This is a genomic window from Rubrivirga aquatilis, from assembly GCF_046845665.1.
In the GTDB taxonomy this organism is placed as follows: Bacteria; Bacteroidota; Rhodothermia; order Rhodothermales; family Rubricoccaceae; genus Rubrivirga.
In genome coordinates this window covers 870,761-884,357 of sequence record NZ_CP177355.1, presented here as the reverse complement: position 1 = coordinate 884,357, position 13,597 = coordinate 870,761, and the positions used below count along the sequence as shown (strand labels likewise).

Annotated in this window: 15 protein-coding genes; 10 read left to right on the top strand and 5 right to left on the bottom strand. The window is 74.0% G+C overall.

What is annotated here, in order from left to right; translation table 11 throughout:
* Positions 1-44 precede the first annotated feature (44 nt).
* The 9 genes from ACLII4_RS03830 (at position 45) to ACLII4_RS03790 (ending at position 6,530) form a co-directional block, all read left to right on the top strand.
* The gene (locus ACLII4_RS03830; protein ID WP_412069573.1) at positions 45-182 is read left to right on the top strand and encodes a hypothetical protein; all 138 of its coding nucleotides are present in this window, start codon (positions 45-47) and stop codon (positions 180-182) included.
* 190 nt (positions 183-372) lie between these two features.
* Entirely contained in the window at positions 373-558 is a 186-nt protein-coding gene (locus ACLII4_RS03825) for a hypothetical protein (protein ID WP_412069572.1), read from the top strand.
* 34 nt (positions 559-592) lie between these two features.
* On the top strand, positions 593-1,021 hold the full coding sequence (locus ACLII4_RS03820; RefSeq protein ID WP_412069571.1) for a hypothetical protein: 429 nt from the start codon (positions 593-595) through the stop codon (positions 1,019-1,021).
* Positions 1,018-1,683, top strand: coding sequence for a ribulose-phosphate 3-epimerase (rpe, locus tag ACLII4_RS03815; RefSeq protein ID WP_412069570.1), 666 nt, complete (start codon positions 1,018-1,020; stop codon positions 1,681-1,683). Before ACLII4_RS03820 ends, rpe begins: the two co-directional genes overlap by 4 nt.
* 54 nt (positions 1,684-1,737) lie before the next feature.
* Positions 1,738-2,649 carry a hypothetical protein gene (locus tag ACLII4_RS03810; RefSeq protein ID WP_412069569.1) on the top strand — a complete coding sequence of 304 codons (912 nt, stop codon included), beginning with the start codon at positions 1,738-1,740 and terminating at the stop codon, positions 2,647-2,649.
* An 83-nt stretch (positions 2,650-2,732) separates the two neighbouring features.
* Positions 2,733-2,897: a hypothetical protein gene (locus tag ACLII4_RS03805; RefSeq protein WP_412069568.1), complete on the top strand. Its 165-nt coding sequence runs from the start codon at positions 2,733-2,735 to the stop codon at positions 2,895-2,897.
* A gap of 231 nt (positions 2,898-3,128) precedes the next feature.
* Positions 3,129-3,269, top strand: a complete 141-nt coding sequence (locus ACLII4_RS03800; protein WP_412069567.1) for a hypothetical protein — start codon at positions 3,129-3,131, stop codon at positions 3,267-3,269.
* 89 nt (positions 3,270-3,358) lie between these two features.
* A complete protein-coding gene (gene priA / locus ACLII4_RS03795; RefSeq protein WP_412069566.1) occupies positions 3,359-5,821 on the top strand; it encodes a primosomal protein N' in 2,463 nt (820 codons plus the stop codon).
* A 250-nt stretch (positions 5,822-6,071) separates the two neighbouring features.
* Positions 6,072-6,530: a hypothetical protein gene (locus ACLII4_RS03790; RefSeq protein ID WP_412069565.1), complete on the top strand. Its 459-nt coding sequence runs from the start codon at positions 6,072-6,074 to the stop codon at positions 6,528-6,530.
* Here the strand turns inward: ACLII4_RS03790 and ACLII4_RS03785 are convergent.
* On the bottom strand, positions 6,527-7,636 hold the full coding sequence (locus tag ACLII4_RS03785) for a hypothetical protein (protein ID WP_412069564.1): 1,110 nt from the start codon (positions 7,634-7,636) through the stop codon (positions 6,527-6,529). The genes ACLII4_RS03790 and ACLII4_RS03785 overlap by 4 nt on opposite strands.
* A gap of 49 nt (positions 7,637-7,685) precedes the next feature.
* Here ACLII4_RS03785 and ACLII4_RS03780 point away from each other — a divergent pair, with 49 nt between their 5' ends.
* Positions 7,686-7,961: a DUF202 domain-containing protein gene (locus ACLII4_RS03780; protein WP_412069563.1), complete on the top strand. Its 276-nt coding sequence runs from the start codon at positions 7,686-7,688 to the stop codon at positions 7,959-7,961.
* 43 nt (positions 7,962-8,004) lie between these two features.
* Here ACLII4_RS03780 and thrC read toward each other — a convergent pair whose 3' ends face one another.
* The 4 genes from thrC to ACLII4_RS03760 all read right to left on the bottom strand — a co-directional run bounded on the left by thrC (position 8,005) and on the right by ACLII4_RS03760 (position 13,572).
* A complete protein-coding gene (gene thrC / locus ACLII4_RS03775; RefSeq protein WP_412069562.1) occupies positions 8,005-9,237 on the bottom strand; it encodes a threonine synthase in 1,233 nt (410 codons plus the stop codon).
* The gene (locus tag ACLII4_RS03770; protein ID WP_412069561.1) at positions 9,234-10,148 is read right to left on the bottom strand and encodes a homoserine kinase; all 915 of its coding nucleotides are present in this window, start codon (positions 10,146-10,148) and stop codon (positions 9,234-9,236) included. The genes thrC and ACLII4_RS03770 overlap by 4 nt, the downstream gene beginning before the upstream one ends.
* Positions 10,145-12,604 carry a bifunctional aspartate kinase/homoserine dehydrogenase I gene (thrA, locus tag ACLII4_RS03765; protein ID WP_412069560.1) on the bottom strand — a complete coding sequence of 820 codons (2,460 nt, stop codon included), beginning with the start codon at positions 12,602-12,604 and terminating at the stop codon, positions 10,145-10,147. The genes ACLII4_RS03770 and thrA overlap by 4 nt, the downstream gene beginning before the upstream one ends.
* Positions 12,605-12,960: 356 nt before the next feature.
* Positions 12,961-13,572: an RNA polymerase sigma factor gene (locus ACLII4_RS03760; protein ID WP_412069559.1), complete on the bottom strand. Its 612-nt coding sequence runs from the start codon at positions 13,570-13,572 to the stop codon at positions 12,961-12,963.
* Positions 13,573-13,597: the final 25 nt, after the last annotated feature.

The following is a 13,597-nucleotide window of genomic DNA, read 5'->3' as shown; positions in this document are numbered from 1 at the left end:
ATGCCGCGACGCGGCGTTCACCCTGCACAACACCCCCCGACCCCATGGCCGTCCGCCCCTCCACCCTGTTCGAGTCCCTCTTCGTCGGCGCCCCTATGCAGCACGCCCCCGTCCGCGTCGCCGTCGGGACTGCGCTCGCGGCGCTCGGCACGCTTGCGATCCTCGCCAGCGGCGCGTTGTAGCCCACCGGCGCCGTCCGTCTCGGCCCGCCTCCGCCCCTGTGCCGGGGCGGGCCGTCGCGCATTCGCCCCTCTCTGTGGAGGCCTGGCGCGAGCGGCGTGAATCCTCGGCTCCGCAAGCGCTTCCGGGCCGTGCCCGGCACCCCGATTGCCGGGATCGGGGCGTTCCCCTCGTCCAACACCATTCACTTCCATGTCCTTCCGCCTCCGCTTCCCGACCCTGTTCTCGGGCCCCTCCGCGGCCCGTCAGTCCTCGTTCTGGGGCACCTGTGCCGTCTGCGTCCGCACGACCCCGTGGCACATCGACACGCTGCGCGGCGCGTACCGCTGCACGGCGTGCGGCCGCACCCCGCAGCCCGTTCCCGTCCGCGCCGACTGACCCCGCTCCGCAGGCAGCGCCGGTAGCTTGCGGGATGCAGACGCCCGCCCCCAGAGACCTCACCCGGCTCACCCGGTTCGTCGCGACCGGCGCCGTCGTCGCGACCGTCGCCATCGTGTTCGCGACCGCCGGCGACCGGCCGTGGCAGTCCGTCGCCGCCGTCGTGATGATCGCGTTGCTGCCGTACGTCGCGTTTGTGGCGCTGGCGCGGTGGGTGTCGGGCGTGCTCGTCGCCGAGGCCGTGGTGCTCGGCGGGCTGGTGCTGGCGGTGTTTTTCGCCGTCGGGCTGTACGCGCTGGCGTTCGTGATCGCGCCCGGTCCCAAGAGCGCCTCGGCGGCGCTCGGCGTGCCGCTCTTCCAGTCGGTCGCCGTCGGCGTCGCGGGTGCGGTCGCCGGGCTGATCCGTCTCCAGGCCACGCGGGCCGACTCGGTACCTTCGAGTGCCCCGCCCCGACGACCGTGACCCTCGCCCCCTCCGTCCTCGCCGCCGACTTCGGCCGGCTCGAAGCCCACGCCCGCGAAGCGCTCGACGCGGGCGCCGACTGGCTCCACATCGACGTGATGGACGGGCACTTCGTGCCCAACATCTCGTTCGGCGCGCCCGTCATGCGCGGGCTGCGGGCGCTGGCGCAGGAGTTCGAGGCACCGCTCGACGTGCACCTGATGATCGAGAACCCGGACCGCTACCTCGAGGACTTCGCCCAAGCGGGCGCGGCCATCATCACGGTCCACCAGGAGGCGTGCCCGCACCTGCACCGGACCGTGCAGGCCATCCACGCGCTCGGCTGCCGCGCGGGCGTCGCCCTCAACCCCGCGACGCCGCTCGGGACACTCGATGAGATCGCCGACGACATCGACCTGCTCCTCATCATGTCCGTCAACCCCGGCTTCGGCGGGCAGGCGTTCATCGAGGGCTCCGTCGACAAGGTGACGCGGTGCCGCCAGTGGATGGCCGGGCTCGCGGTGCGGCCCGTGATCGAGATCGACGGCGGCGTGACGCCCGACAACGCGCGCGCGCTGACCGATGCGGGCGCCGATGTGCTGGTGGCCGGGAGCGCCGTCTTCAGGGGGGACGTGGCCGCCAACGTCCGCGCATTCCGCGACGCGACGGCGCTCCGCGCGTAACCCGGCGGATCCGGCCGGCGGCCGACCCGTAGGCCCTCTCCTGTCTCCGCCGCCATGTCCCGGACTCCGCTCGTCGCCCTCGCCCTCCTCCTCCCGTGGGGGATCGCCGCCTGCGCGGCCCCACCGCCCGTCTACGTCCCGGCCGACGCCCCCGCCCCGCCCGCTCGCGACGGGCTGACGGCCGACCAGCGCGACGCGCTCCGCGACCTCCGCCTCCCGGTCATCGTGCCTTCCGACCCCGGCGCGTTCGAGCTCGACCGCTTCGAGGCCGGGGCCGACGCGACGGGCGCCAGCTACATCCTGGGCTATCGCCGCGCCGACGGCGCCTGCCTCGAGGTCTCGGGCACGACCGACGGGATCGGCGCGCCGCCCTTCCCGATCGTCTCGACGCGCGTCCGCGTCCCAGCGCTGGGCCGCTCGGTGACGGTGTATCAAGCCGCCGACGATCCGCTCGCGACGAGCGCGCAGGTGTGGGGCGTCGAGACGGTCGTGTCCGACGTGATCGACCTCGACGGGCTGTCGGCGCTCGTCTTGAGCGACACGCACGCCGGGTGCCGCCCGGTCTCCATCGAGGACGGCGCCGCGTTCGTGGCGACGCTGGCGCCATTGTCTTCAGACGGGCGCGGGGCGGCTCCGCCAGCGGGCGACGATCTGGGCCCGTTCGCCCCCGCCGACGACCTGCTGGCGACGACGAACGCGGGCTCGTCCCCGCGCCTCGCCGCGGAGGCGATGGCACGACGGATGGACGCGGCCAACACGTCGGTCGAGATGCTGGCGGAGTCGACGGTCGAGGCGACGGCGCTGGTGACGGCGACCATGCTTCGCGACGACTCCGTCCGCCACGAGCGCCTGCGGCTGACGTACGCGCCGGTCGGCGACGTGTGGGAGTTGGTGGCCGCCGGTCGGCAGATCCGGTGCCAGCCGGGGCGCGGCCCGCAAGCGTGGCACGACGGGCGCTGCACGTAGAGTTCCTCTGCCTCGATGGCTGGCGTGGAGGGTAGATCTGGACGACTCGCGCGTCTATGGGAAGAGACCCGCCCTCCGCCACCGTGCCCACGCGCCGTGGCCGTCCCGTCCGCCTCCCGTTCCACGCCTACGACGGGGGGCTCTACTTCGTCACCGTCTGCACGTGGGGGCGCCCGCCGCTCCTCGGGGCGGTGATCGGCGGGGAGAGGATCCGATCGGCGGCGGGCGACATCGCGCACGGCGAGTGACTGCGGACCGCCGAGGCGCGCCCGTCGGTGGTGTTGGACGCGTTCGTGGTGATGCCGGACCACGTGCACCTGCTGTTCGGGATCGTAGACGGCGACGGCCACCGGGGTAGGGGCGTATTGCGATATGCCCCTACGGGAGGGCCATCCGCTCGGAGATTCGAATCCCCCTCGGGGACGGTCGGCGCCATCACTCGGGGATGCAATGGCGCCGTCACCGCCGCCATCAACCGAATGCGTGCGACGTCGGGGGCTCACGTCTGGCAGCGCAGCTTCCACGACCGCGTCGTCCGCACCGACCGCGAGGCGGGCGCCCTCCGCCGGTACGTCGCCGAGACCGCCGAAGGCGACGGAGAAGCCAACCCCGCGCGCTAGGCGGCCCGGCCCGACCACGCCGACGGCCACCGCATCTGACCGCCCCGGTGACACCGAAGGCGCCGCCGGGCGCCGGTAGCTTGCGGGCCATGCCCGCGCTCGCCCACGTCATCCCGATCACGTCCGTCGACGGGGTCTACACCTACCGCGTGCCGGATGGGATGGAAGGCGAGGCCGTGCCCGGGGCTCGGGTGCTCATCCCGTTCGGGCGGCGCCAGATCACCGGCGTCGTCGCCGAGCGCGTCGAGGGGGCTGACGACGGGCTCAAGCCGCTCCACGACGTGCTCGACGCCCGCCCCGCCCTGACGCCCGCCCTGCTGGCGCTGACGCGCTGGGTCGCCCGGTACTACCTGTGCGCATGGGGCGAGGCCGTTAAGGCCGCGCTGCCATCGGGGACGGAGGTCGAGAGCCGGCGGACGGCGTACGCGCTCGCGCCGCCCGACGCGTGGACCGACGAGCCGCGCGGACGCAAGATCTTGCGGGCGCTCGCGGAGCAAAACGGAACGGGCCTGCCCGTCGCCGCCCTCGCCGAGGTGCTCGGCCGCAAGACGGTCCCCCAGAACCTGCTGCGCCGGATGGAGACGGCCGGCGTGCTCCGCATTGATGACGAGGTGCAGGACGCTCGCGCCCGCGTCAAGACGGCGCGGCACCTGCGGCTGGCGGACGGCGCCCACGGCGCGGCCGTCCGCGGCGAGCGACAGCGGGCCGTGCTCGACGCGCTCGCGGGCGGCGACAACCGCGTGCAGGCGGAGGTGCTCGCGGCGACCGGCGCCACGTCCTCGACCGTCAAGAGCCTAGAGGCGAAGGGGCTCGTCGAGACCTTCGAGGCCGAGGTGGAGCGCCGCGCGGACGGGATGGACATCGAGGCGGACGCGCCCGCCGAGCCGCTCGACCTCCACCCGGCGCAGGAGACCGCGCTCGCGGCGATCGTCGACGCCGTCGAAGTCGGTCGGCCGGAGACGTTTCTGCTGCACGGCGTCACCGGGTCGGGCAAGACCGAGGTCTACCTCCGCGCGCTCCGTGCGGCCCTCGAAAAGGGCCGGAGCGCGATCGTGCTCGTCCCCGAGATCGCGCTCACGCCCCAGACCGTCCGCCGCTTCCGCGCCCACTTCGGCGACCGCGTGGCCGTCCTCCACAGCCGCATGAGCGCCGGCGAGCGGCTCGACGCGTGGACCCGCATCCGCGACGGCGTCTACCCCATCGTCATCGGCCCGCGCTCGGCCATCTTCGCGCCCGTCGCCGATCTCGGACTGGTCGTCGTGGACGAGGAGCACGAGTCGAGCTACAAGCAGTTCGACCCGGCGCCGCGCTACCACGCCCGCGACGTGGCCGTGATGCGGGCCCACCAGGCCGGCGCGGCGTGCGTGCTGGGCTCGGCGACGCCCTCCATGGAGTCGGTCGCGAACGCGAACGCGGGCAAGTACACGCGGCTGGAAATGCCCGAGCGCGTGCCCGTCCGCGGGCCCGACGGGACGACGCGAGCGCCGGCTCCGCTCCCGCCCGTCCGCGTGGTCGACCTGGGGCGCGAGCGCAAGGTGCGCCGCCTCAAAGGGGCGCTCTCGCACGACCTGCGCCTCGCCATCGAAGACCGGCTGGACAAAGGCGAGCAAACCATCCTGCTGCAAAACCGGCGCGGCTACGCACCTGTGCTCACCTGTGAGGACTGCGGCTGGACGCCGACGTGCCGCGACTGCGCCGTCTCTCTGACGGTCCACAAGCCGACACACAACCTGCGCTGCCACTACTGCGGCCGGGCCGAGCGCACCCCCCAAGCCTGCCCGGAGTGCCACAGCCCCGACCTGCGGCGACTCGGTGCGGGCACGCAGCGCGTCGAGGAGGAGATCGCCGAGGTCTTCCCGTCCGCTCGCGTCCTGCGGATGGACCTCGACACGACCTCGCGCAAGGGCGCCCACCGCAAGATCCTGGACGCCTTCGGCCGGGGCGACGCCGACCTCCTCCTGGGCACGCAGATGGTCGCGAAGGGCTTGGACTTCCCGCGCGTTACGCTCGTCGGCGTGGTCGAGGCGGACACGGGAATGCTCTTGCCCGACTTCCGCGCCGCCGAGCGGACGTTCCAGCTGTTGGCGCAGGTCGCTGGGCGAGCGGGGCGCCACGAGTTGCAGGGCGAGGTGATCCTCCAGACCCGCAACCCCGAGCACCCCGCGATCACGTTCGCGCTCCGGCACGACTTCCACGGGTTCGCGCTCGGCGAGCTGGCGGAGCGGCTCGCGCTCGGCTACCCGCCGCACGGACGGTTGGTCGGCATGGAGATCAAGGGGCCCCACGAGAACACGACGCGTGTGCTCGCGCAGCGGTGGGGCGACGCGCTGGATGCCGAGGCGGGCAAAGTCGCGGGCGTCCGTGTGCTCGGGCCCATCCCGGCGCTCATCGGCCGCGTCAAGCGGTGGTGGCGCTACCAGATCCTGCTCCAGGGCCCCGCAACGCTGCCGATGTCGGTGCTGGCGGCGATGGTGCGGACGGCGGAATCGCGCGTGACGGTGCCCGGCGGCCACCGCGTCAACCTCGACGTCGACCCCGTCGGGTTGTACTGAGTCTGGTGAGATCGGACGCGGCCACCGGCCGAAACGAAACGCGGCCCGGTGCACCCGCCAGATGGGCCCGCCAAGCACCGGCCCCGGATGGTGCGCAAAGGTGTCGCGGGCGACGCCCATCCAATTCCCGAGCCCTCGGCCTCACCGGCGGCCGAATCTGGTCCGCCCTTTGCACGGATCCACTGCCTCTGAATCTGGCCCGTGGTGATGCACCGGCCGAGTCCCCTCCCACCACCGATTTCCCGCTCACATGGGTCAGCAGCAGCTCCTCCTCCTCGTCCTCGGCATCGTCATCGTCGGCTTGGCGGTCGTCGTCGGCATTCAGGCGTTCGCCGAGAACAAGACCCAGGCGAACCTCGATTCCCTCGTCGTCGACGGCGTCCGGATCGCCGCCGATGTGCAGGCCTGGAGTCTGAAGCCGTCGACCTTCGGCGGGCCTGGCTCGGGCCAGGACTGGACCGACGCCACGTTCCAACGCCTCGGCTACCCGCCCCCGGACGATGCGACGGGCACCTGCACGACGGGCTCGTACCTGACCGAGAACGGCTGCTACACAATCGCCGACGGCGTCATCCAGGGCGTCGGGTTCGACGGCGTGGCGGTCAACGCCAACCGTGTCCGCGTCGACGTGACCGGACAGTCGCCCGAGGCGATCCGCACGCAGACGGCGACGGACGGCATCGCCCCGGACGCCCCCTCCGGGACCTAGACACCGGCCGCGGCCTCCAGGCCCGCCAGCCAGTCGAGGCGTGCTGCCGTGGTGCCGTCGTCGAGCCCGGACCCCGCTGCCTCCCGGACCGCATCGGCGTACGTGCGGACCGAGTCGGCGTCTCCCTCCGCGCTGGCGGCGGCCGCCTCGGCGAGTGCGAGGCCGGCCGGGTCTGCAAGGATCGCCTTGGCCGGCACGTGGGCCAGCCACGCCCGCGCACGGTCGCCATCGCCACGGACGGCCCCCTCGAACAGCGCCGCATCCGTCGCCAGCCCGCCCCGCATCGACGCGGGGACGGTCGGCCACAGCGCAATGCGGCGGACGAGAGCGTCCCGGGCCGTGTCGGCATCCCCCATATCGAACGCCCGCGCCGCCTCCAGCGCCCGCGCGGCATCCTCGGTGAGGTCGCCGTCTGCGAGGTCGAAGCCCGCTATGAGGTCCGGGTCCCAGTCGCGGGGCCGGACGCCCGCGATGGACTGGGCGAACACGGCGAGGACGGCCGCCTCGCGGTCGGCCACGAGTCCGCCCTTCGCCAGCCGGAGGAGCCGCGCGCCGTCGGTCAGAAACCCGCCGGTACGGCCGGGGAAGAGCGTCACCGCGGCGATGCCGAACGAGGTCAGCCCCACGATGGCCCACGCCCCGCCGAGCGCCAGCCCGGCGGCGCCGAGCAGCAGGCTGGCGACGGGCCCCCCGGCCACCATCACGGCCGTGCCCCACCCGAGGTCGCGCACGTCCGTCGGGACGCTGAGCGCGAGCCCACCGGCCAGCGCCAGGCTCGTGTTGAGGCCCCACCGCAGCCGGTCCCCCTTGCGTTCGACGCGCAGCGGGCCGGCGACGAACAGCACGAACCGCCACCGCGCCAGCCTCCCGCCAACGACGTGGCCCAGTTCGTGGGCCGCCAACACGCCCTGGATTCCGACGACGACGGCGAGTACCAGTCCGAGGGCGGATACGTCGAGGCCATCGAGCCACCCCACGCCCAGAATACCGGCCGCCCCGCCCACCAGCCCGCCGACCAGGAGGCCGAGGGCGCCGCGCCACCGGGCGCGCAGGTCGTCAGGCGGCGGCTCAGGGAGCGGGGCGAGGTCAGGGCGGGACGGCAGCATGGCGGCTCGGGGTCGGGCCGTAAGATGCCCCCCTCTCTCGTCCGAGCCCATGCCCCCCGACGCCACCCTCCGCGACGACCTCGCCGCCCAACGGACGGCCCTCGCGCTCGACCGGACGGCGCTCGCGAATGAGCGGACGCTGCTCGCGTATGCCCGGACCGCGCTCGCGCTGCTCGCGGGAGGCCTCGCTCTCTTGCAGTTCGTCGACGACGCGTGGGGCGTGATTATGGGCACGGCCGCGCTCCCGCTGGCGGCCGTCGTCGGCGCGATCGGCGTGGGGCGCTACGTGCGCGTCCGGCGGCGGCTGAGGCGGATGGCGGGGTAACGGGAGGGGCTGCCGGCGCTCCAACCGTCGGCACCGCCTCTCCCTACAGCCACTCTGCCAGCGCGTCGAGCGTCGGGGCGATGACGGCCTCGGGGTCTGCGGCGGGAAGGTCGAGCGCGGGCGGGACGGGGGGCGCGGCGCCCGTCGCCCGGGCGACGGCCTCGGGAAACTTGGCCGGGTGCGCCGTCGCCAGCACGACGACGGGGCGCGTGTCCCCGCGCTCGCGCAGGCGGCGCGCGGCGGTGAGGCCGACGGCCGTGTGCGGGTCGGCGACGTAGCCCGTCGCGTCGTGCACCGCCCGCATCGTCGCCAGCGTTTCGTCGTCGGTGACGGTCTCGGCGCGGACGAGTGCGGGGAGGTCGGGGACGAGCGCGCGCAGGCGCTCGAGATTGCTCGGCGCGCCCACGTCCATCGCGTTCGACAGCGTCTGCCGCGACGGGCCCGAGGGCGCGGTGCCGTCGGCCAGAAAGCGGGCGAAGCCGTCGTTCGCGTTGTGGGCGGCGACGAAGCCGTCGATCGGGGCGCCCATCGTGCGCGCGAGGACGCCCGCCATCAGGTTGCCCAGATTCCCGCTCGGCACGATCACGACGGCGCCCGGCCGCTCGCGCGCCGCGAGCGCGTGGTACGTCATCTGCGGCAACAGCCGCCCGACGTTGATCGAGTTGGCCGACGACAGACCGGAGATCCCGGCCGCGAACGCCTCCTTCGCCAGCCGCTGGCAGTCGTCGAAGGTGCCCTGCACGGCGAGCGCGACGACGCCCGGACGGGGCGCCGTGAGCTGGCGCGCCTGCACGTCGCTGACGCCGCCGTCGGGGTACATCAGCACGACGCGGACGCCCGGCAGGCCTGCGAACCCGTCGGCGACGGCGCTGCCCGTGTCGCCGGAGGTCGCCACCAGAATCGTGACCGGCTCGCGCTGGGCGCGGCCCACCAACCGCGCCATCGTCCGCGCGCCGACGTCTTTGAACGACAGCGTCGGGCCGTGGAACAGCTCGGCGACGGACACCCCGTTCCACCCGAGATCGACGACCGGGATCGGGAACGGGAGCGCATCGGCGACGAGTGCGCCGAGGCCGTCCACCTCGGGGAGCCAGGGGGCGAGGACGCGGGCGGCGAGATCGGCGAACGAGCCCGGCGCGTCCCAGCCGTCGGGCATCGTGGGGACGGCCGTGGGGATGTAGAGCCCGCCGTCGGGCGCGAGGCCCCGGAGGAGCGCCGTCTCGAACGGGACGGGCTCGCCGCCGCCGCGTGTGCTGACGTACATCGGTGCGCTCATCGGACCCCCTCGCGCACGCCGACCGGGTCGACCGTCGCCAGCCAGCCGTGGGCGCCGACGCCCGCGCTCCGGCTGGCGGTCGTCATCGCCGAGAGTACGGCGCCCGCGTCGCTGTCGGGGCAGACGGCGACGAGGGCGGGGCCCGAGCCGGACAGGGCGCACCCGGCGGCGCCCGCGTCGAGGGCGGCCTGCTTGACGGTGTCGTAGACCGGCACGAGCGGGGCGCGGAACGGCTCCGCCAGCCGATCGCGCATCATCCGGCGCCCGGCCTCGGCCCAGTCGCCCGCGAGGACGGCGCGGAGGAGGAACGCCAGCTCGGCCGCTTGCGCGGAGGCGTCGCCGTGCGGCACCGAGGCGGGCAGGGCGGCGCGCGCGGCGCGCGTCAACACGGTCACGTCGGGGAGGACGACCGCCAGCGGGGGCGCGTCGGGGAGGTCGATCCGGTGGTAGTCGGTGGGGTCGGACGGCGAGACGACGACGAGCCCGCCAAAGAGGGCCGGGAGCACGTTGTCGCCGTGCGCGGCGCCCGCCGCCGCCTCGCCCGCGAGGACGGCGCCGACGAGGTCGATTTTTTCGAGCGGCCGCCCGAGCGCGAGGTTCGCCGCCCATGCCCCCGCGACGGCGCTCGCCGACGACCCGCCGACGCCGGACCCGAGCGGGATCCCCTTGTCGATGGCCAGCGCCAGCCCCCCGCTCGCGCCCGCCGCGCGGAGCACCCAGAGCGCCGCCCGGCTGGCGGTGTTCTTCTCAGGCTCGGTCGGCAGGCCCGGCGCGTCGACGGTGACGCCGGGCGCGTCGGTGCGCGTCGCCGTCACCCGGTCGCCCAGGCCGGTGATGCACAGCCCGAGCGCGTCGAAGCCGGGGCCGAGGTTGGACAGGGTGGCCGGGCCGAAGGCGGTGAACGCGCTCATGGCATCAGTTCGGCCGCCTTCACCAGGTCCGCCAGCAGGCCGGCGGCCGTCACATCGGGCCCGGCGCCGGGGCCCTGCACCACGAGCGGCGTGTCGTAGTAGCGCGCCGACTGGATCAGGATCACGTTGTCGGTCCCGCGCGAGCCGCCGAACGGGGACGCCGTGTCGACGGCGCGGACGCCGACGCTCAGGCCCTCGTCGGTGATCTGGCCAACGTAGGCGAGCCGCTTGCCCTCCGCGTTCGCGGCCGCCACGCGCGCCGCCCAGTCGGCGTCGAGCCCTTCGAGCGCGTCCATGAAGGCGTCGACCGAGACGTCCGCGAGGGATGCCGGGACGAGCGACTCGACGGCCAGGTCGGCCCGCTCAACCTCGCGGCCGGTCTCGCGCGCGAGGATGAGCAGCTTGCGGGCCACGTCCTCGCCTGTCAGGTCGTCGCGCGGGTCGGGCTCGGTCAGCCCCAGCGCCTTCGCCTCCCGGACCGCTTCGGAAAACGCAGAGCCCTCCGCCAGCTTGTTGAACAGGAACGCGAGCGTGCCCGAGAACACGCCCTCGATGGCGTCGATGCGGTCGCCGGAGCGCAGCAGGTCGCGGACGGTGAACACGACCGGGAGCCCAGCCATGACGGTCGTCTCGTAGTGGTAGCTCACCTCGCGCCGGCTGGCCGCCTCGCGAAGTCGGCGGTAGTAGTCGAGGTCGAGCGTGTTGGCCTTTTTGTTGGGCGTGACCACGCCGACGCCCCCCTCCAGCCAGCGCACGTAGCGCCGGGCGATGGCCTCTGACGCCGTCGCGTCGACGACGATGCGGCGCTCCAGCCCGCCCGCCAGCAGCTTCTCGTCGAGGGCGTCGAGGTCGGCGGGCTCGCCCCCGCCTAGGGTGTCGAGGGCGCTTGAGAGCGGCAGGCCGCCAGCGTCCCAGCGCATCGTGCGCGAGTTCGCGAGCCCCACCAAGCGCAGGTGGATCCGGTCGCGCTCCAGCAGCATCGGCGCGTGCTCGGCCATCATCTCGACGAGCCGTCGCCCGACCGTGCCCGTCCCGATCACGACGACGTGGACGCGCGAGCGACGGAGGGGGAACGCCTCGTGCAGCGCGCCGAGCGCTGCGCCCACGTCGGGCTGGCGGACGACGAGCGAGATGTTCGTTTCGGCCGCGCCCTGGGCGATCGCGAGCACGTTGACGCCCGCGCGCCCCAGCGTCGCGAACAGGCGCCCCGCGAGCCCTGGCTGGTGCCGCATCCCCTCGCCCACGGCCGAGACGACCGCACAGTCCTCGATGGCCTCGACGGCGCGCACGTCGCCGCGCGCGATCTCGGCGGCGAACACCTCGCGCAACGCCGCGACGGAAGCGTCCGCATCGGCCCCGTCGACGACCACGCAGACGCTCTGCTCGCTCGACGCCTGGCTGATCATCCGCACGTTGACGCCCGCGTCCGACAGCGCCGCGAACAGCCGCGCGCTCACGCCGACGACCGACTGCAAGCCGCCGCCCTCAACCGTCACCACGGCTTGGTCTCGGACCGCTGACAGTGCCTTGACGCGCAGGTCGAGCGCGTCGGTCTCGGCCGAGATGACGGTCCCCGGGGCGTCCGGGTCGAGCGTGCTCTTGATGAGCAAGGGGATGCCGGCGCGCTCGGCGGGCAGCATCGTGCGGGGGTGGAGCACGTTCGCGCCGAAGTACGCCAGTTCGGCGGCCTCGCGGTAGCTGAGCCGCGCGAGCGGCGTCGCCTCGGGGACGAGTCGGGGATCGGCCGTATAAACGCCCGCCACATCCGTCCAGATGGTGCAACTGGCGGCGTCGAGCGCCTCGGCCAGAATGGTGGCCGTGTAGTCCGACCCGGAGCGGCCCAACGTCGTCGTGACGCCAGCCTCCGTCGAGCCGATGAAGCCGGTGACGACGGCGACGGCGTCGTCGGGCAAGGCGTCGACAGCGTCGCAGGTGAGGGTCCGCGTTGCGCCGAAGTCGACGGCGGCCGCACCAAACCGACCGTCGGTGCGGATGAGCGTGGCGGCGTCGAGGGCGGCGGCAGGGTGCCCGGCGGCGCGGAAGGCGGCGGCGACGAGGGGGGCCGAGAGCCGCTCGCCGGTCGCGAGCACGGCGTCGCGCGTGCGGTCCGTCGCCTCGCGCAAGAGGGACACGCCGTCGAGCAACTCCGTGAGTTCCGCGAGCCGGGCGTCGAGGGCGCGGCCGAGGTCCGCGCGGTCGGCGGGCGTGGCGAGAACGTCGGCGGCGGCGTGGTGGCGCTGGCGGACCGTCGCCACGAGCGCGGCGTGTCCGGACCGCGCGAGCGCGGCGCCGAGCGCCGCCAGCAGGTCGTCCGTCGTGCCGCCGAGGGCGGAGACGACGACGACGGGGCGCCCCGTGTCGGGTGCGTCGGCGACGAGCGCGACGGCGCGGCGGATGCGCTCGGGCGTGGCGACGGAGGTACCGCCGAACTTGGAGACGTGGGGGGCGGGCGGCATGGTGCGTCGGCGTCGGGTGCCGAAGCTAGAGGGCGCGCGCAAGCGGCGACAACCGATCCGGTGGGCCGCGCGAACTAGAAGCGCTTCCGGGACGCGGATTGGCCCGGTCGGCGCTGGCGGGGCTTGCCGGGAGGCGGCTTACGCCAGCCCTGCTCGCCGGACCGCCCGGCGCCTCAACCCCGCCCTCCCCTCCCGGACGGGAGGGGCCGGGGGAGGGCGATCGGCACAGCGCCAGCAGGTGGACTCGCGGTCGGCCCGCGCCGTTGTGTACCACGGCGCTACCGGGAGGGCGCCAGCAGGTGGGCTTGCGCCAGCGGAGTGCGGGACCTCCTAGCGCCGCGCCTTTTCTCCAATCCCTACAGCAGCTCGTCGCGGCGGTCGCGGAGGGCCTTATTGAGGAGGGCGCGGGCACGGAAGATGTGCGCCTTGACGGTGCCGAGCGGCAAGTCGAGCTCCGTCGCGATCTCGTCGTAGCTCATCTCCTGCTGGTGCCGCATCACGATGACGCGGTGGTACTTGGGCGGGAGCGCGTCGATGGCGGCCGTCAGGATCTCGTTGCGCTGGTCGGCGACGACGGCGCGGTCCGGGCGGTAGGTCGAGTCCGGGAGCTCCATCTGGAGCTCGCCGTCGCGCGTCTGGAGCGGCTTGTCGATCGAGAACGTCGGGAGCTTCTTCTTGCGGATGTAGTCGATCGAGTGGTTCGTCGCGATCCGGTAGAGCCAGGTCGAGAAGGCGTAGTCCGGGTTGTAGCTCGTGATGGAACCGAACGCCTTGACGAAGGCCTCCTGAACGAGGTCGTCAACCTGCCCGTCGTCGCGGACCATCTTGCCGACGTGGCGCCGCAGCGGGCCCTGGTACTTCTCGACGAGCGTCTCGTAGGCCCGCTGGTCGCCGCCGAGCGCGCGCTCGACCGTCGCACGGTCCTGTTCGGACGACGCGGACGGGGGGGCGGACGACGGCTGGGACATGGGCGCGGGGCGAGCGGTCCCACAA